The sequence below is a fragment of the Kitasatospora aureofaciens genome (assembly GCF_019192735.1).
GTDB classification, from domain to species: domain Bacteria; phylum Actinomycetota; class Actinomycetes; order Streptomycetales; family Streptomycetaceae; genus Kitasatospora; species Kitasatospora aureofaciens_A.
Genome location: NZ_JAHTKP010000007.1, coordinates 232,343 through 249,900, shown reverse-complemented (window position 1 = coordinate 249,900; position 17,558 = coordinate 232,343). Strand labels below are relative to the sequence as shown.

Sequence of the window (17,558 nt, the reverse complement as noted above, 5' to 3'; positions counted from 1 at the left end):
AGATGAGCACTCCCACCTCCTTGAGAGGGTAAGGCTCCCAGTAGACGACTGGGTTGATAGGCCGGATATGGAAGCCCTGTGAGGGGTGGAGTTGACCGGTACTAATAGGCCGAGGGCTTGTCCTCAGTTGCTCGCGTCCACTGTGTTGTTCTGAAACAACGACCCCGATCCCTGGCCAGGGGTTGGTGCGGTTGACAGTTTCATAGTGTTTCGGTGGTCATAGCGTGAGGGAAACGCCCGGTTACATTCCGAACCCGGAAGCTAAGCCTCACAGCGCCGATGGTACTGCAGGGGGGACCCTGTGGGAGAGTAGGACGCCGCCGAACAATCATTCCGAAGAACCCCCATCCGATTCCGGATGGGGGTTCTTTGCATTTCCGGAGCCGTTTCCGGAGCAAATTCCTCAGAGCTGGAGCTTGAAACCGAAGTGCGACCGCACGAAGCCGAGCCGTTCGTAGAAGCGGTGGGCGTCGGTGCGGGTGGCGTCCGAGGTCAGCTGGACGAGGTCGGCGTCGAGTGCGCGGGAGCGTTCGATCGCCCACTGGATCAGTTCGGTACCGAGGCCGCTGCCGCGCTCGTCGGCGTGGATGCGGACGCCCTCGATGATCGTGCGGGTGGAGCCCTTACGGGAGAGGTCCGGGACGAAGGTCAGTTGCAGGGTGCCGACGGTCCGGCCGGCGCGCTCGGCGACGACCAGGTGCTGGTGCGGGTCGCCGTCGATGCGGGCGAAGGCGGCGCGGTACGGGGTGAGGTTGTCGGGGCTCTCGCGGGTGGCGCCCAGGGGGTCGTCGGCGAGCATCGCCACGATCGCCGGCAGGTCCTCTTCGGCGGCCCGGCGGATCGTCAGATCAGTCATGCTCTCGGCCATGGTCTCAGTCACGCTCTCGGTCATGATCAGAGCATAGAAGGACCTGTTTCGCACCACCGCCCGTCCGTGCCCGCAGCACCCCTTCACGCCCCTCCTCGGGGGTGATCCGGCGTCACTCACCGGGCTTGGCGCTGGTGATCACGGCGAAGACGGCGCCGTGCGGGTCGAGCAGCTGGCCGAGCCGGCCCACACCGTGGACGTCCATGGCGGGGATCCGGACGGTCGCTCCGAGGGTGCTCGCGATGGCGAGGCTCGCGTCGACGTTGGGGACCTCGAAGTAGGGGAGCCAGTGCGAGGTGGTGCCGCGGGCGGTGTGTTCGGGGCCGAGCTGCATGATGCCGCCGTGGGCGTCGTCGGTGCCGCCGCCGGCCGGGGTGAGGACGGTGTAGAGGATGCTGCCGAGCGGGACGTCCTGCTCCTGCCAGCCGAAGACCGTGCGGTAGAAGGATTTCGCGCGTTCCGCGTCGACGCTGTAGCACTCGGCCCAGCAGAGGCTGCCCTCCTCGGTGACCACGTCCAGGCCGCGGGTGTCGTGCGGCTGCCAGACGGCGAACTCGGCGCCGGTCGGGTCGGTGTAGCCGGCCATCCGGCCCGCGGTGAAGACGTCGAAGGGGGCGAACCGGACGCGCCCGCCGGCCTGCTGGACGAGCTCGGTGGTGCGGTCGGCGTCGGGGGTGCTGAAGTACAGCGTCCAAGCGGGCAGGGCACTGTTCTCGGCGAGCGGGCCGAGGGCGGCGACCGTCCGGCCGTCGAGCTGGAAGAAGCCGTAGCCGCCGGCCTCGGGACCGGCCGAGTCGAAGGTCCAGCCGAACAGGGTGGTGTAGAAGTCCACGGAGGCCCGGGTGTCGGGGCTGCCGAGGTCGAGCCAGACGGGGGCGCCGGGGCGGTAGGCGGTGGTGAGCATGACGGCAGTGCTCCTCGGACGGGGCCCGTGCGGGCGCGGTCGGCGACCCCCCGGTCCTTCCCAGCCTGGCACTTGCGCCGGAGGGCCGCACGGCAGGCGGATCGTGGGTCCACAAGGGTGGCGGGGCTGTCCGAGCGGGACGGTACGGTGCGTAGCGGAAAGGTCCGCCCGTACCGGTCGAAGGGGGGTCCCGGTGGCCAGGCAGCCGCAGGCGGGACAGGAGCCCGCGCAGCGCCAGCTCGCCCAGGTGGAGGGGGTGCTGGAGCGGATCACGTACGCCAACGAGGAGACCGGGTACACGGTGGCCCGGGTGGACACCGGCCGGGGCGGGAACGACCTCCTGACCGTGGTGGGGGCGCTGCTGGGGGCGCAGGTCGGGGAGTCGCTGCGGCTGCACGGGCGGTGGGGCTCGCACCCGCAGTACGGGCGGCAGTTCGTGGTGGAGAACTACACGACGGTGCTGCCGGCCACGGTGCAGGGGATCCAGCGGTACCTGGGCTCGGGGCTGATCAAGGGGATCGGGCCGCGGTTCGCCGAGCGGATCGTGGAGCGGTTCGGGGTGGACACCCTGGAGGTGATCGAGAACGAGCCGGGCCGGCTGATCGAGGTGCCGGGGCTGGGGCCGAAGCGGACGAAGAAGATCGCGGCGGCCTGGGAGGAGCAGAAGGCCATCAAGGAGGTGATGGTCTTCCTGCAGGGGGTCGGGGTGTCGACCTCGCTGGCCGTGCGGATCTACAAGCAGTACGGGGACGGCTCGATCGGGGTGGTGAAGAACGAGCCGTACCGGCTGGCCTCGGACGTGTGGGGCATCGGGTTCCTGACGGCGGACCGGATCGCGCAGGCGGTGGGCATCCCGCACGACAGTCCGGAGCGGGTGAAGGCGGGGCTGCAGTACGCGCTGTCGCAGAGCAGCGACCAGGGGCATTGCTACCTGCCGGAGGAACGGCTGATCGCGGACGGCGTGAAGCTGCTGCAGGTGGACGTGGGGCTGGTGATCGACTGCCTGGCGGAGCTGGTGGCGGCGGAGGGGGTGGTGCGCGAGTCGGTGCCGGGGGACGGCGGTGAGTCGATCACCGCGGTGTACCTGGTGCCGTTCCACCGGGCGGAGATCTCGCTGGCCAACCAGTTGCTGCGGCTGCTGCGTTCGGACACCGACCGGATGCCGTGGTTCGGGTCGGTGGACTGGCCGGTGGTGCTGGAGTGGCTGGCGAAGCGCACCGGTGCGGAGCTGGCGCCGGAGCAGGAGCAGGCGGTGCGGCTGGCGCTGACCGAGAAGGTCGCGGTGCTGACGGGCGGTCCTGGCTGCGGGAAGTCGTTCACGGTGAAGTCGATCGTGACGCTGGCGCTGGCGAAGCGGGCGAAGGTGGTGCTGGCGGCGCCGACCGGCCGGGCGGCGAAGCGGCTGGCGGAGCTGACCGGGGCGGAGGCCTCGACGGTGCACCGGCTGCTGGAGCTGAAGCCGGGCGGGGACGCCGCGTACGACCGGGACCGGCCGCTGGACGCGGACCTGGTGGTGGTGGACGAGGCCTCGATGCTGGACCTGATCCTGGCGAACAAGCTGGTCAAGGCGGTGCCGCCGGGGGCGCACCTGCTGTTCGTCGGGGACGTGGACCAGCTGCCGTCGGTGGGCGCGGGGGAGGTGCTGCGGGATCTGCTGGCGGACGGCGGGCCGATCCCGTCGGTGCGGCTGACCAGGATCTTCCGGCAGGCGCAGCAGTCGGGTGTGGTGACCAACGCGCACCGGATCAACGAGGGGAAGGCGCCGCTGACGGACGGTCTGCCGGATTTCTTCCTGTTCGCGGAGGACGACGCGGAGCGCGCGGCCGGTCTGACGGTGGACGTGGTGGCGCGGCGGATCCCGCAGAAGTTCGGCTTCGACCCGCGCCGGGACGTCCAGGTGCTGGCGCCGATGCACCGCGGGCCGGCCGGGGCGGGGAACCTGAACACGCTGCTGCAGGCGGCGGTGACGCCGGCCCGGGAGGGGCTGGCGGAGCGGCGGTTCGGCGGGCGGACGTTCCGGGTGGGGGACAAGGTGACGCAGATCCGCAACAACTACGACAAGGGGCGGAACGGCGTCTTCAACGGCACAGTGGGAGTGGTGACCGCCCTCAGTGTGGACGACCAGCGGCTGACGGTGCTCACCGACGAGGACGAGGAGGTGCCGTACGACTTCGACGAACTCGACGAGCTGGCCCACGCGTACGCGGTGACGATCCACCGCTCGCAGGGCAGCGAGTATCCGGTGGTGGTGATTCCGGTCACCATGTCCGCTTGGATGATGCTCCAGCGAAACCTCTTGTACACCGCCGTGACCAGGGCACGGAAACTCGTGGTGCTGGTGGGATCACGGAAGGCGATCGCGCAGGCCGTGCGGGCCGTCAGTGCAGGCCGGCGGCATGCCGCACTCGATCATCGACTTGCAACTGGATGATTATCCAGCAGGATGGTTGCCTCTAATGTTCTCTTGACGTGAAGAGATTTACGGCAGAGCCTAGGGTTGTGTCGATCTTGTCCGGTTCGTACCGGCTGCGGCGGCAGGTTTTGTAGGGGCGGGCCCTTTCGGGCCACCCCGGGTGCGCGGCTGTCCTCCGGATGGGGGATGGTAGAGACAGTCAGGGCACCTCTGGAAGAGGATTCATTTCGTCGGTGAGGAAGACGTGAGCGACAACTCGGTAGTACTGCGGTACCAGGACGGCGAGTACGAGTACCCCGTCGTCGAGAGCACTGCGGGCAACGCCGGCTTCGACATCTCGAAGCTGCTCCCGCAGACCGGCCTGGTCACCCTGGACAACGGCTTCGGTAACACCGCCGCCTACAAGTCCGCGATCACCTTCGTGGACGGCGACAACGGCATCCTTCGGTACCGCGGCTACCCGATCGAGCAGCTCGCCTCCGATGGCGGCTTCGTCGAGACCGCGTACCTCCTGATCAACGGTGAGCTGCCCAACGCGGACCAGCTGGCGAAGTTCAACCGCGAGATCACCCAGCACACCCTGCTGCACGAGGACGTCAAGCGCTTCTTCCAGGGCTTCCCGCGGGACGCCCACCCGATGGCCATGCTGTCCTCGGTGGTCGGCGCGCTCTCCACCTTCTACCCGGAGAGCCACGACCCGTTCGACGCGGCCCAGCGCCACCTGTCGACCGTCCGCCTGCTCGCCAAGCTGCCCACCATCGCGGCCTGCGCGTACAAGAAGGCGATGGGCCAGCCCTTCGTCTACCCGCGCAACGACCTGAGCTACGTCGAGAACTTCCTCCGGATGACCTTCGCGGTCCCGGCCGAGGACTACGAGCTCAACCCGGTCATCGTCAACGCGCTGGACAAGCTGCTCATCCTGCACGCGGACCACGAGCAGAACTGCTCGACCTCCACCGTGCGCCTGGTCGGCTCCAGCCACGCCAACCTGTTCGCCTCGATCTCGGCCGGCATCTCGGCGCTCTGGGGCCCGCTGCACGGCGGCGCCAACCAGGCCGTGCTGGAGATGCTGGAGAGCATCCAGAAGGACGGCGGCGACGTCGACGCGTTCATTCGCAAGGTGAAGAACCGCGAGGACGGCGTCAAGCTGATGGGCTTCGGCCACCGCGTCTACAAGGCGTTCGACCCGCGCGCCGCGCAGGTCAAGCTGCTCGCCCACGAGGTGCTCGGCCAGCTCGGCAAGAGCGACGAGCTGCTCGACATCGCCCTCAAGCTGGAGGAGCACGCGCTCAAGGACGACTTCTTCGTCTCGCGCAAGCTCTACCCGAACGTGGACTTCTACACCGGCCTGATCTACCGCGCCATGGGCTTCCCGACCAGCATGTTCACCGTGCTGTTCGCCCTCGGCCGGCTGCCGGGCTGGATCGCCCACTGGCACGAGATGATCAACGACCCGACCAGCCGGATCGGCCGTCCGCGCCAGATCTACACGGGCACCGCGATCCGCGACTACGTCGCCCTCGGCGACCGCTGACGCAGCAACCCGAAGGGCCCGGCCGCACGTGTGCGGCCGGGCCCTTGCGTGTCCCCGCGCGGCGGCCCTCGCGGGCGCGTCCGTGCGGGGACGGAATCGTACGGCGCACGACTCCGGGGCCGGCCGCAGCCCGGGACGGCCGCTCAAAGCGTCCCTGGCCCGCCACAACCCCGGCGCCGTGCGCGAGGGCCGTCGAGATCGACGGCCGTCCCGGGGCCCGCCGGAGCCCCGTCGACGGCAGTAAAGGCGCGGGGACGTGATGCCGTTCGTCACGTCTCCGCCCCGGGAAAACTGCCGCACTACCAACCTAAGACGTATCAGGGTGCGAGAAGTTACGCCCGAGGGGTGTGAGCTGCCTCTCGCCACGCTCCGTGTGCGCGTGGTGCCAGGCCCATATCACACGTTCCCGCGGGCGCGACGTCACCCTCCCCGCAGTCACGGCAACCGAGCGTGATAGGAATCGTGGCATTCCGGTACGGACCGTCCCGCACCCTCGCAGCGTGGCGGCGGAACTGGGGAGGGAGTGCGCAGATGACCAGGAACGTCGTTGTCACCGGCGGTGGCACGGGAATCGGGTACGAGGTGGCGCGGCGGTTCGCCGAGGCGGGCGAACGGGTCGTGATCGTCGGCCGCCGCCGGGCCGTGCTGGAGAAGTCCGCGGCCGACCTCGGGCCGAACGTCACCCCGCTGGTGTGCGACCTCGCCGATCCGGACGCCGTCGAGGCCGCGCTCGCCGAACTGCCCGAGCGGATCGACGTGCTGGTGAACAACGCCGGCAGCCGGGAGACGGTGATCGGCGGCGGCCCGCACGCGCTGCTGGCCCGCTGGCGCGGCGACTTCGAGCGGAACGTGCTGACCGTGGTGCTGCTCACCGAGTCGATCCGGGACCGGCTGACCCCGGGCTCCGGGCGGGTGGTCACCATCAGCTCGATCGCCGCTCTGCGCGGGGCCGGCTCGTACGGCGCGGCGAAGGCCTCGCTGCACGCCTGGAACCACTTCCTGGCCGCCCAGTTGGGCACCTCGGGGATCACCGCCAACATCGTCGCCCCGGGCACGGTGGCCGGCACCGAGTTCTTCGGCCCGCGGCTGGACGAGGCCGAGGTCTCCCGCCGGGCGGCCCGCACCCTGCTCGGCCGGATCGGGGAGACCGGCGAGGTCGCGGCGGCCGTGTACTTCCTCGCCTCGCCCGAGGCCGGGTTCATCACCGGCGAGATCCTGCACTGCAACGGCGGCGAGCTGCTCGGGCGTTGACGTCGTCCGTGTCGTCCGTGTTGTCCGTGCGTGAGGGCCTGGACCGTTTCCGACGGTCCGGGCCCTCACGCATCGGGTGCCTCAAGCGGGCTGGAAGCGGCGCAGCCGGAGGCTGTTGGTGACCACGAAGACCGAGGAGAAGGCCATCGCGGCCCCGGCGATCATCGGGTTGAGCAGTCCGGCCGCGGCCAGCGGGATCGCCGCGACGTTGTAGCCGAAGGCCCAGAAGAGGTTGCCCCTGATCGTGCCCAGGGTCCGGCGGGAGAGGCGGATGGCGTCCGCCGCCGAGCGCAGGTCGCCGCGGACGAGGGTGAGGTCGCTCGCCTCGATGGCGGCGTCGGTGCCGGTGCCCATGGCCAGGCCCAGGTCGGCCCGGGCGAGCGCGGCGGCGTCGTTGACGCCGTCGCCGACCATGGCGACCGAGCGGCCCTCGGCCTGGAGGCGTTCGACGGTGGCGACCTTGTCCTCGGGCAGCACCTCGGCGATCACGTCCTCCGGGGCGATGCCGACCTCGGCGGCGACGGCCTCGGCCACCGCCCGGTTGTCGCCGGTCAGCAGCACCGGGCGCAGGCCCAGGGCGCGCAACTCGGTGATCGCTTCCGCACTGGTCGGCTTGACCGCGTCGGCGACCTCCAGGACGGCGCGCGCGGCGCCGTCCCAGCCGACCGCGATCGCGGTCCGGCCGGCCGCCTCGGCGGTGCGCTTGGCCTCGGCCAGACCGTCCGGCAGGTACTGCGACCGGCTGTTCAGCAGCGCCTCGCGTCCGGCGACGACCGCGTGGCCGTCCACGACGCCCCGGACGCCGAGGCCGGGCACGTTCTCGAAGTCCTCGACGGGCGGCAGCGCGCCCGTCCGCTCGGCGGCGGCCGCGGCGATGGCGGCGGCGATCGGGTGCTCGGAGGCGTGCTCCAGGGCGCCGGCCAGCCGCAGCGCCTCGGCCTCCGTGACGCCCTCGGCGGTGTGCACCGCGACCAGCGCCATCCGGCCGGTGGTGACGGTGCCGGTCTTGTCCAGCACGACGGTGTCCACCCTGCGGGTGGTCTCCAGCACCTCCGGGCCCTTGATCAGGATGCCCAGCTGGGCGCCGCGGCCGGTGCCGACCATGAGGGCGGTCGGGGTGGCCAGGCCGAGGGCGCACGGGCAGGCGATGATCAGCACGGCGACGGTGGCGGTGAACGCCTCGGTGGGGCTGTCGGAGACCAGCAGCCAGGCGACCAGGGTGGCGAGCGCGATCAGGATCACCACCGGGACGAAGACGGCGGAGATCCGGTCGGCCAGGCGCTGCGCGGCGGCCTTGCCGTTCTGCGCGTCCTCCACCAGCTTGGCCATCCGGGCGAGCCGGGTGTCCGCGCCGACCCGGGTGGCTTCGACGACCAGCCGGCCGCCCGCGTTGACGGTGGCGCCGGTGACGGCGTCGCCGGCGGCGACCTCGACCGGGACGGACTCGCCGGTGAGCATCGAGGCGTCCACCGCGGACGTGCCCTCGACCACCGTGCCGTCGGTGGCGATCTTCTCCCCGGGACGGACCACGAACCGCATGCCGACGGCCAGCCGGTCCACCGGGATACGGACCTCCTGGCCGCCCTGGAGCACAGCCACGTCCTTGGCGCCGAGGTCCAGCAGGGCGTGCAGGGCGGCGCCGGCCCGGCGCTTGGAGCGGGCCTCCAGGTAGCGGCCGAGCAGGATCAGCACGGTGACGGCGGCGGCCGTCTCAAGGTAGAGCGTGGACGAGGCGTCGGTGTCGCCGATCGACAGCGAGAACGCGTGCCGCATCCCCGGCATCCCGGCGTGGCCCCAGAACAGCGCCCAGAACGACCAGCCGAAGGCGGCCAGGGTGCCGAGCGAGACCAGGGTGTCCATGGTCGCGGCGCCGTGCTTGAGGTTGGCCCAGGCGGCGCGGTGGAACGGCAGGCCGCCGTGGACGACGACCGGGCCGGTGAGGGCGAAGGCCAGCCACTGCCAGTTGGTGAACTGCAGGGCGGGGATCATCGACAGCATGACCACCGGGACGCTGAGGGCGGTGCTGACCAGCAGCCGGTCCAGCAGGGGGTCGGCGGCCGGCTGCGCGGGCCGGCCGGTTTGGTCGGGCGCTGTGGTGGCGCCGGCCGGCTCCGGTGCTGCAGTGACCGGGGGCGGTGGGAGCTCGGCGGTGTAGCCGGTGCGCTCCACGGTGGCGATCAGGTCCTCGACCGTCACGCCGGGCCCGTAGTCCACCCGGGCCTTCTCGGTGGCGAAGTTGACGGTGGCCGCGACGCCGTCCATCCGGTTGAGCTTCTTCTCGATCCGGGCCGCGCAGGAGGCGCAGGTCATCCCGCCGATCGACAGCTCGACCCGGTCCTGTGCCTCGGCACTGGGCGCGCCCTGGAGGCCGGGAGCGGTGGTGCTCATGCGGTTCAGCTCCTTGGTGGGGCGTGCGGCGGGGTCCGCTGCCCGGGCCCCGCCGTGACCGGGTGGGCTCAGGCGCTCCGGCCGACCAGCTCGTAGCCGGCCTCGTCGACGGCGGAGCGGACCTGCTCGTCGTCCAACGGGGAGGCGGAGGAGACGGTCACGGTCCCGGTCTTGGCGTCGGCGGCGACCTCGGTGACGCCCGTGAGGGCGGAGATCTCCTCGCTGATCGCGTTCTCGCAGTGGCCGCAGCTCATGCCGGTCACGGTGTAGGTGATGGTGCTGGACATCCGGGCCTCCGGGAGGTCTGTGCGGCCCCGGGCGCGGCCCGGGCTCTGGCTGTGACAACACCATACCCCTGAGGGGTATTTCCCGGAGGGGTGGGGTCGAGTGGTCCGCATCACGGATGCGTTCGACAGGAGAGCGTATGTGCCTGGGCTGCTCAGGCCGGGGAGGGCGGGAACTGCGCCGGGATCGGCGTCGCCCGCTCCCGGCGGACCAGCAGTCGCAGTCACAGCAGCCCGCCCAAGGAGACCATGACCAGCCCCGCCGTGTCGTAGAAGGTATCCGGACACCGGTCATGGCCTCCATCTGTATAGCCGCTGCTTTGGTCGCACTGTATGACAAATGGGGCATTTCTGTACTGTTTGGCCGAGTGGGCGGCGGGTCGGGCGCCGACGGGGATCGGGGTGCGGTAGGCGGGTGGGTGGGCGTCTTGATCGTCCGTTATGTTCGATATGTGTTTCCGATCCGCCGCGTCCGGTCGCCCTCGGCCCCCACGGCCGCCGGGCTGCCACCGCACCGGCAGCGCGACGCCCTGCTGGCCGCGGACCTCCAGGACGTGCCGTTCTGGCGGCGGGCCACCCCGGCGCTCGCGGCGATCCTCCTCGTCGGGCTGGCCGACCTGCTCTCCGGCCGGGACCGCTACCTCGCCCCGCTGATGACCGTCGTGCCCGCGATCGCCGCGCTGACCCTGAAGCCCGGCGAGCTGCTGCTGGTCTGCTCGGTCGGGCTGGTCGCCGTGTTCGGGCTCAGCCGGTACGACGAGGTCGTCAACATCAACGACGCGCGTTTCCTCTACGGCGCGATGGTCAGCTACCTGGTGCTGACCCTCTTCTCCGCCTGGGTCGCGAAGATCCGCATGCGGCGCGCGGCGGCGTTCGCGGCCGTCAGCTCCGTCGCCGAGGCCGCCCAGCGGGCGCTCCTGCGGCTGCCCGGGCCGGTCGTCGGGCCGCTGCGGCTCGCGGTGCGGTACGTCTCCGCGGCCGACGCCTCACACATCGGCGGGGACCTGTACTCGGTGCTGGAGACCCCGCACGGCACCCGGGTCGCGGTCGGCGACGTCCGGGGGAAGGGACTGGCGGCGGTGCAGACCGCGGCGGTCGTGCTCGGCGCGTTCCGCGAGGCCGCGTACGACGAGCCCGGGCTGCGGGGCGTCGCGGCGCGGATCGAGGCGAGCGTCGAGCGGCACGTGCCGGACGGGGAGTTCACCACGGCGCTGTTCGCGGAGTTCCGCACGCCCGGTGTGATGGAACTGCTGCAGTACGGGCACGTGCCGCCGATCCGGGTCGACGGGGACGGGCGGGCGCACGTGCTGGACGCGCCCGATCCGTGGGTGCCGCTCGGGCTCGGACGGCTCGCGGCGGGGGAGCCGGCGAGCTGGGACCAGGCGTTCGGGGCGGAGGACGTGCTGGTGCTTTGCACGGACGGGGTGGTGGAGGCGCGGCACCGCAAGAACGGGGAGTTCTATCAGCTGGCGCAGCGGGTGGGGCCGCTGGTGCAGGGAGCTGCGCGCTCGGCGGGGGAGCTGGAGGCGGCGGTGGGGCGGGTGTACGCGGATCTGCTGGCGCATACGGGTGGGGGGCTTCGGGATGATGCGCTGCTGTTGCTGATTACTCGGACGGATGGCTGACGGTGGGGCGGTGACGGTGGGGGCCTTCCGCTTCGCGCAGTTCCCGCGCCCCTGTCGGGGCACGGGGAACTGCGCGAAAGAGTGGGAAGGGCGGAGGGGGCTCGGGGTCGGGGAACTGCGCGAGAGGGGGGAAGCGGGGGCAGAGGCCCGGGTCAGCTCGTGGTGATGTCGGCGAGGGTGCGGAAGATGAGGGCCGTGGAGGTGGCGCCCGGGTCCTGGTGGCCGATGCTGCGTTCGCCCAGGTAGGACGCGCGGCCCTTGCGGGCTCGGAGCGGGATGGTGGCGTGGGCGCCCTGGTCGGCGGCGTCGGCGGCTGCGGCGGCGGCCTCGGGGAGGGTGGCGCCCGTGGCGGCGGCGGTGCGGAAGGCGGCCACGGCCGGGGTGTAGGCGTCGACGATGGTCTTGTCGCCGGGCTCGGCCTTGCCGAGGGCGCGGATCGCGTCCAGGCCGGCCGCCAGTGCCTCGGCGAGGGCGGCCGGGCCGGCGGGTTCGGGGAGGGCGGCGCCGATCGCGCGGAAGGCCTTGCCGTAGAGCGGGCCGGAGGCGCCGCCGACCTTGGAGATCAGGGTGGTGCCGGTCTTGGTGAGCACCGCGCCGGGCCCGGCCGGCTGGAGGCCGTCGAGGGCGGTCAGGACGGCGGCGAAGCCGCGCTGGAGGTTGCTGCCGTGGTCGCCGTCGCCGATCGCGGAGTCCAGCTCGGTGAGCCGGCCCTGTTCCTTCTCGACGGCCGCGGCGATCGCGCGGACCCAGGCCTCGGCCAGCGGGGTGTCGAAGTCCATGGCGGCTCCTCCTCAGGCCCGCTTGAGGGCGGGGGTGTCGACGGGGGCGTCCCAGAGTTCCAGCAGCTGGGTGTCGGCCTTGGTGAGGGTGAGCGAGAAGCCCGTCATGTCCAGGCTGGTGACGTAGTTGCCGACCAGGCTGCGGGCCACCGTGATGCCGTGCGCGGCGAGCCGGGCGGCGACCTCGCCGTAGACGATGTACAGCTCCAGCAGGGGGGTGCCGCCGAGGCCGTTGAGCAGGGCGATCACCTCGTCGCCCGGGTTCAGGTGGTGGTCGGCGAGGATCGTCTCGACCACCTCGGCGGCGAGTTCGCGGGCCGGGCGCAGCTTCTCGCGGCGGCGGCCGGGTTCGCCGTGGATGCCGACGCCGACCTCGATCTCGTCCTCGGGGAGGTCGAAGCCGGGCTTGCCGGCCGCCGGGACGGTCGCCGCGGTGAGCGCGATCGCGAAGGAGCGGGAGGCGGCGTTGACCCGTTCGCCCAGGGCGGCGACCTCGTCGAGCGGGGCGCCGCGTTCGGCAAGGGCGCCGGCCGTCTTCTCGACCAGGACGGTGGCGCCGGTGCCGCGCCGGCCGGCGGTCCAGGTGGAGTCCTCGACCGCCACGTCGTCGTTGACCAGGACGGTGCGGACCTCGACGCCCTCCTCGGCGGCGAGTTCGGCGGCGAGCTCGAAGTTCATGACGTCGCCGGTGTAGTTCTTCACGATGAAGACGACGCCCGCGCCGGAGTCCGCGGCCTTGGCGGCGGCGAGCATCTGGTCGGGCACGGGGGAGGTGAAGATCTCGCCGGGGCAGGCGGCGTCGAGCATGCCGGGGCCGACGAAGCCGCCGTGCAGCGGCTCGTGGCCGGAGCCGCCGCCGGAGATCAGCGCGACCTTCGGTGCGGCGGGGCGGACGGCCCGGGTGATCACCCGGTTGGGGATGTCCACCGTCAACTCGGGGTGGGCGGCCGCGACTCCGGCCAGCGCGTCCTCCAGGACGCTCTCCGGGGTGTTGATCAGCTTCTTCAACGCTCTTCGCTCCCTTGGTGAGGACGCTTCGGTGAGGACGCTTCGGCGGGCCCTGCGCAGACGCTGCTGCCCCGACTGCCCCGACGCTACGCCAGACGGGGGTGGTGGGCACGGGGTGCGACACGCGGGATTCCGGTCACTCTCCCGGAGTAGCGGGACGCGTCGTAGGGTCGGCGGCATGAGCGACAACGTGGGTATCGTCCTGGTCTCGCACAGTGCCCAACTCGCCGCCGGGCTGCGGGAGCTGCTCGGCGAGCTGGCCTCGGGTGGGGTGCGGGTGGCGGTCGCGGCCGGGACGGAGGACGGCGGGCTCGGCACCAGCTACGACCTGATCGCCCGGGCGGTCGCCGAGGCGGACGGCGGGGCGGGTGTCGTCGTGCTGCCCGACCTGGGCAGTTCGGTGCTGACCGCCGTCACCGTGCTGGAGGACGAGCCGCGGCCGGGCGTGCGGCTGGTGGATGCGCCGTTCGTGGAGGGCGCGGTGGCCGCCGCCGTGACCGCCTCGACCGGGGCGGCGCTGGCCGAGGTGGTGGCGGCGGCCGAGGAAGCGCGAGCCTTTCGGAAGTTCTGAGGGGCCGCAAGCTGTGAGTGCTTACTTCGCGTCGGCGTAGCAGTCCACCACGGCGGTGGTCAGCGGGAAGCGGACCGGGGTGTCGCCGAACACCAGCAGCCGGGCCTCGTCGGCCGCCTCGGCGACGGCGGCGGCGACCTCGTCGGCGAGGTTGGCCGGGGTGTGCACGACCACCTCGTCGTGCTGGAAGAACACCAGGTGCGGGCGGTCCTCCGGGACGGCCGCGGGCAGCGCGTTGAGCCGCCGGCGCAGCGCCGCGAGCATGGCGAGGGCCCAGTCCGCGGCGCTGGCCTGGATGACGAAGTTGCGGGTGAAGCGGCCGCGGGCGCGGGCCGTCCGGCCACCGGCCTCGCCGGCGGTCTCGGGCGCCTCGGTGAGGTCGAGGAAGGCGGCGGAGGCGGGCGGGCAGACCCGGCCGAGCCGGGAGACGACCACGCCGCCGTCCTCGCCGGTGCGGGCGGCGGCCTCGACGTAGCCCATCGCGGCGGGGTAGCGGCGGCGCAGGGTGGCGAGCAGTGGGCCGATGTCGCCGCTGGTCTGCCCGTACATGGCGCCGAGCAGGCCGAGCTTGGCCTTCTCCCGGTCGCCCTGGAAGGCGCTGGCGGCGAGGGCCTCGTAGAGGTCGCCGCCGGCGGCGGTGCGGGCCAGACCGGTGTCCTGGGAGAGGGCGGCGAGCACCCGCGGCTCCAGCTGGGCGGCGTCGGCGACGACCAGCAGCCAGCCGGGGTCGGCGACGACGGCGCCGCGCAGGATGCGCGGGATCTGCAGCGCGCCGCCGCCCCGGCTGGCCCAGCGGCCGGAGACCACACCGCCGACCACGTACTCGGGCCGGAACCGGCCGCCGCGGGCCCAGGTGTCCTGCCAGGCCCAGCCGTGCGCGGCGTGGATCCGGGACAGCTCCTTGTAGCGGATCATCAGCGCGGCGGCCGGGTGGTCGACGGCCTTGAGCTCCCAGGAACGGGTGGAGCTCAGGTGGATGCCGCGTTCGGCGAAGGCGCGCAGCACCTGGCTGTGCGAGTCGGGGTTGAACGGGCGGGCGCCGAGGGCCTGGTGGAGTTCGACGGCGAGTTCGGCGAGCAGCTTGGGTTGGTTGCCGGGGACGGTCGGGCGGGGGCCGAGCAGGTCGGTGAGCAGCCGGTCGTGGATGTCGGCGCGCCAGGGCAGCCCGTCGTGGCCCATCTCGGCGGCGACCAGGGCCCCGGCCGACTCGGCGGCGACCAGCAGCCGGAACCGGTGCCGGGCGGCAGGGTCGGTGATCGCGGCGAGCCGGCGCTGCTGCTCGGCGTGCACGGCGACGACGGTGGCCAACGGATCGGCGCCAGGCGGAAGTTGCAGCCGGTCGGGGGTGAACAGGGTGTCCTGTCCGCCCTCGGCCTCGGGCGAGCCGGGCTCCGGCAGGTCCTCCGGCACGGGCAGGCCGCGCAGCCGGCACCAGGCCGCGCCGAGCGAGCGGGGCGCACCGAAGCGGCCCTCGTGGCCGAGCAGCAGGGCCTCCGTCAGCCGCAGGTCGTGGCAGCGGGCGAGCCGGTCGGGCAGCCGGGGCAGCAGCGGGGTGTACGCGCTGTCGGCGGCGGCCCAGACCCAGCGAGGGTGCTCGGCGGCCTCCCGGGCGGCGACCGCGGCGGCGAGGTCCGGGACGGTCTCGGGCGGGCCGAGCGGGCTGCCGGCGTCGTCGAGGGGCTGGAGCCTGCCGCCGGGGCCGTGCGGGTCGGGGACCAGGGCGGTTCTGGGGGCCACGGGGCTCTTCCTCTCGGTGTGCGGGCTCTCGGTGTGCGGGCAGGTGTCGGACGGCGGGACTGGCGTGCGGATTGCGCGGGGGCTCCTTCCTCGACGGTAACCGGTGGGTACGACAACGTGGGGTGGGGCGCGTAGGCAGGGTCCGGGACACGGCGTAGGGTCCGTGAAATGACCGAGAACCCGTTCTTCAAGCCCAGCACCCTGGTCTACGAACTGCCGCCGTTCGCCGAGATCCGGGACGAGCACTACCTGCCGGCCTACGAGCGCGGAATGGCCGAGCAGCTGGCCGAGATCGCCGCGATCACCGCCGATCCCGAGCCGCCGACCTTCGCCAACACGCTGGTGGCCCTGGAGCGTTCCGGGGACCTGCTGCGCAGGGTGGACGCGGTGTTCCGCAACCAGGTGGCCTCGGACACCAGCGACGCGGTCGACGAGGTGGACGCCAAGGTCAGCCCGCTGCTGGCCGCGCACCACGACGCGATCCACCTGGACCGCGCGCTGTTCGCCCGGATCGAGGAGCTGTACGGGCGCCGAGCCGAGCTGGGCCTGGACCCGGAGTCGCTGCGGCTGCTGGAGCGCAGGCACACCGAATTCGTCCGCTCCGGCGCCCGGCTGGGCGCGGCCGAGCAGGAGCGGCTGCGCGAGCTGAACGCCGAACTCGCCGCCCTCGGAACGACGTTCCAGCAGAACGTGAACGCCGCCACCAAGGCCGCCGCGCTGGTCCTGGACTCGGCCGACGAGCTGGACGGCCTGTCCGCCGACGCGATCGCCGCCGCCGGGGAGAACGCCCGGGTGCTGGGGTGCGACGAGGGCACGTACGTCCTGAGTCTGAAGAACACCTCCGGGCAGCCCGAACTGGCCCTGCTCACCGACCGGTCGGTGCGCGAGCGGCTGCTGGCGGCCTCGCTCGGCCGGGCCCGGGACACCAACGGCCCGCTGGCGATCCGGATGGCCGGGCTGCGGGCCGAGCGGGCCCGGCTGCTCGGCCACCCGACCCACGCCGCGTACGTGGTGGCCGACGAGACCGCCGGTACCGTCGAGGCGGTGGCCGGGCTGCTGGCCCGCCTGGTGGAGCCGGCCGTGGCCAACGCCCGCCGGGAGGCCGCCGAGCTGGCCAAGGTGGCGGCGGCCGACGGCATCGACGAGATCGCCGCGCACGACTGGGCGCACTACTCGGAGAAGGTCCGGCAGAGCTCGTACCAGGTGGACGCGGCCGCGCTGCGCCCGTACTTCGAACTGGAGCGGGTGCTGCACGACGGCGTCTTCCACGCCGCCGGGCTGGCGTACGGGCTGACCTTCACCGAGCGGCCGGACCTGACGGCCTACCACCCCGAAGCCCGGGTCTTCGAGGTGTTCGAGGAGGACGGCGGCTCGCTGGGCCTCTTCATCGGCGACTTCCACGCCCGCGCGTCCAAGCGCGGCGGCGCGTGGATGGACGAGCTGGTCGGCCAGTCGGCGCTGACCGGCCGGCGCCCGGTGGTGATGAACAACCTCAACATCGCGCGGCCGGCGCCGGGCGAGCCGGTGCTGCTGACCTGGGACGAGGTGCGCACGCTCTTCCACGAGTTCGGTCACGCGCTGCACGGGCTGTTCTCGGACGTGCGCTACCCGCTGTTCGCGGGCACCGCGGTGCCCCGGGACTTCGTCGAGTTCCCCTCGCAGGTCAACGAGATGTGGATGATCCGCCCCGAGGTGCTGGCCAACTACGCCCGCCACCACGTGACCGGGGAGCCGCTGCCGGCCGAGCTGGTCGAGCGGATGGCGGCGGCCGAGGGTTTCGGGCAGGGCTTCCGGACGGTGGAGTACCTGGCGGCGACGCTGCTGGACTGGGCCTGGCACACCGTGCCGGAGGGCCGGGAGATCGCGGACGCCGAGGAGTTCGAGGCGCGGGTGCTGGCGGAGGCCGGGATCGCGGTGCCGGCGATCCCGCCGCGCTACCGGACGGCGTACTTCCAGCACATCTTCGCCGGCGGCTACAGCGCCGGGTACTACGCGTACATCTGGTCGGAGGTGCTGGACGCGGACACCGTGCAGTGGTTCGCGGGGAACGGGCGCTCGGTGCGGAACAGCGGCGAGGTGTTCCGTCGCGAGCTGCTCGCGCGCGGGTTCAGCCGGGACCCGCTGGACTCCTTCCGTGAGGTGGTCGGGCGCTCGCCCGAGACCGGGCCGCTGCTGGCGCGCCGGGGTCTGGCGTAG

General features: G+C 72.5%; 13 protein-coding genes and 1 rRNA gene. 7 read left to right on the top strand and 7 right to left on the bottom strand.

Annotated elements, in window-relative coordinates; all coding sequences use genetic code 11:
- Positions 1 to 209 precede the first annotated feature (209 nt).
- A 5S ribosomal RNA gene (gene rrf, locus KV557_RS11015) occupies positions 210 to 326 on the top strand.
- 77 nt (positions 327 to 403) lie between these two features.
- Here the strand turns inward: rrf and KV557_RS11010 are convergent.
- Both KV557_RS11010 and KV557_RS11005 read right to left on the bottom strand, forming a co-directional pair.
- A complete protein-coding gene (locus KV557_RS11010) occupies positions 404 to 856 on the bottom strand; it encodes a GNAT family N-acetyltransferase (protein ID WP_218199651.1) in 453 nt (150 codons plus the stop codon).
- A gap of 124 nt (positions 857 to 980) precedes the next feature.
- The gene (locus KV557_RS11005) at positions 981 to 1,772 is read right to left on the bottom strand and encodes a VOC family protein (protein ID WP_218199629.1); all 792 of its coding nucleotides are present in this window, start codon (positions 1,770 to 1,772) and stop codon (positions 981 to 983) included.
- A 193-nt stretch (positions 1,773 to 1,965) separates the two neighbouring features.
- Here KV557_RS11005 and recD2 point away from each other — a divergent pair, with 193 nt between their 5' ends.
- The 3 genes from recD2 (at position 1,966) to KV557_RS10990 (ending at position 6,970) form a co-directional block, all read left to right on the top strand.
- The gene (gene recD2 / locus KV557_RS11000; protein ID WP_218199628.1) at positions 1,966 to 4,203 is read left to right on the top strand and encodes an SF1B family DNA helicase RecD2; all 2,238 of its coding nucleotides are present in this window, start codon (positions 1,966 to 1,968) and stop codon (positions 4,201 to 4,203) included.
- A gap of 226 nt (positions 4,204 to 4,429) precedes the next feature.
- The gene (locus KV557_RS10995) at positions 4,430 to 5,719 is read left to right on the top strand and encodes a citrate synthase (protein ID WP_218199627.1); all 1,290 of its coding nucleotides are present in this window, start codon (positions 4,430 to 4,432) and stop codon (positions 5,717 to 5,719) included.
- A gap of 531 nt (positions 5,720 to 6,250) precedes the next feature.
- Positions 6,251 to 6,970 (top strand): SDR family NAD(P)-dependent oxidoreductase, encoded by a 720-nt coding sequence (locus tag KV557_RS10990; protein WP_218199626.1) that lies wholly within the window; start codon positions 6,251 to 6,253, stop codon positions 6,968 to 6,970.
- An 81-nt stretch (positions 6,971 to 7,051) separates the two neighbouring features.
- Here KV557_RS10990 and KV557_RS10985 read toward each other — a convergent pair whose 3' ends face one another.
- Positions 7,052 to 9,358, bottom strand: a complete 2,307-nt coding sequence (locus KV557_RS10985; RefSeq protein WP_218199625.1) for a heavy metal translocating P-type ATPase — start codon at positions 9,356 to 9,358, stop codon at positions 7,052 to 7,054.
- A gap of 68 nt (positions 9,359 to 9,426) precedes the next feature.
- Positions 9,427 to 9,645 carry a heavy-metal-associated domain-containing protein gene (locus tag KV557_RS10980; protein WP_218199624.1) on the bottom strand — a complete coding sequence of 73 codons (219 nt, stop codon included), beginning with the start codon at positions 9,643 to 9,645 and terminating at the stop codon, positions 9,427 to 9,429.
- A gap of 449 nt (positions 9,646 to 10,094) precedes the next feature.
- Here KV557_RS10980 and KV557_RS10975 point away from each other — a divergent pair, with 449 nt between their 5' ends.
- Positions 10,095 to 11,267 (top strand): PP2C family protein-serine/threonine phosphatase, encoded by a 1,173-nt coding sequence (locus tag KV557_RS10975; protein ID WP_308129842.1) that lies wholly within the window; start codon positions 10,095 to 10,097, stop codon positions 11,265 to 11,267.
- 152 nt (positions 11,268 to 11,419) lie between these two features.
- Here the strand turns inward: KV557_RS10975 and dhaL are convergent, their stop codons facing one another.
- A complete protein-coding gene (gene dhaL / locus KV557_RS10970) occupies positions 11,420 to 12,046 on the bottom strand; it encodes a dihydroxyacetone kinase subunit DhaL (RefSeq protein ID WP_218199622.1) in 627 nt (208 codons plus the stop codon).
- 12 nt (positions 12,047 to 12,058) lie between these two features.
- On the bottom strand, positions 12,059 to 13,054 hold the full coding sequence (gene dhaK / locus KV557_RS10965) for a dihydroxyacetone kinase subunit DhaK (protein ID WP_218199621.1): 996 nt from the start codon (positions 13,052 to 13,054) through the stop codon (positions 12,059 to 12,061).
- Positions 13,055 to 13,232: 178 nt separating this feature from the next.
- On the opposite strand from dhaK, the gene dhaM reads away from it, so the two are divergent.
- Positions 13,233 to 13,625, top strand: a complete 393-nt coding sequence (dhaM, locus tag KV557_RS10960; RefSeq protein WP_218199620.1) for a dihydroxyacetone kinase phosphoryl donor subunit DhaM — start codon at positions 13,233 to 13,235, stop codon at positions 13,623 to 13,625.
- Positions 13,626 to 13,646: 21 nt separating this feature from the next.
- Here the strand turns inward: dhaM and KV557_RS10955 are convergent, their stop codons facing one another.
- The gene (locus KV557_RS10955) at positions 13,647 to 15,362 is read right to left on the bottom strand and encodes a bifunctional 3'-5' exonuclease/DNA polymerase (RefSeq protein WP_308129841.1); all 1,716 of its coding nucleotides are present in this window, start codon (positions 15,360 to 15,362) and stop codon (positions 13,647 to 13,649) included.
- Between the two features lie 168 nt (positions 15,363 to 15,530).
- Here KV557_RS10955 and KV557_RS10950 point away from each other — a divergent pair, with 168 nt between their 5' ends.
- A complete protein-coding gene (locus KV557_RS10950; RefSeq protein ID WP_218199619.1) occupies positions 15,531 to 17,558 on the top strand; it encodes a M3 family metallopeptidase in 2,028 nt (675 codons plus the stop codon).

Excerpts from the sequence above, each read along its gene's own strand:
- KV557_RS11010 (WP_218199651.1), bottom strand. The coding sequence starts at position 856 with ATGACTGATCTGACGATCCGCCGGGCCGCCGAAGAGGACCTGCCGGCG.
- KV557_RS11005 (WP_218199629.1), bottom strand. The coding sequence starts at position 1,772 with ATGCTCACCACCGCCTACCGCCCCGGCGCCCCCGTCTGGCTCGACCTC.
- KV557_RS10990 (WP_218199626.1), top strand. The coding sequence starts at position 6,251 with ATGACCAGGAACGTCGTTGTCACCGGCGGTGGCACGGGAATCGGGTAC.
- KV557_RS10985 (WP_218199625.1), bottom strand. The coding sequence starts at position 9,358 with ATGAGCACCACCGCTCCCGGCCTCCAGGGCGCGCCCAGTGCCGAGGCA.
- KV557_RS10980 (WP_218199624.1), bottom strand. The coding sequence starts at position 9,645 with ATGTCCAGCACCATCACCTACACCGTGACCGGCATGAGCTGCGGCCAC.
- dhaL (WP_218199622.1), bottom strand. The coding sequence starts at position 12,046 with ATGGACTTCGACACCCCGCTGGCCGAGGCCTGGGTCCGCGCGATCGCC.
- dhaM (WP_218199620.1), top strand. The coding sequence starts at position 13,233 with ATGAGCGACAACGTGGGTATCGTCCTGGTCTCGCACAGTGCCCAACTC.
- KV557_RS10950 (WP_218199619.1), top strand. The coding sequence starts at position 15,531 with ATGACCGAGAACCCGTTCTTCAAGCCCAGCACCCTGGTCTACGAACTG.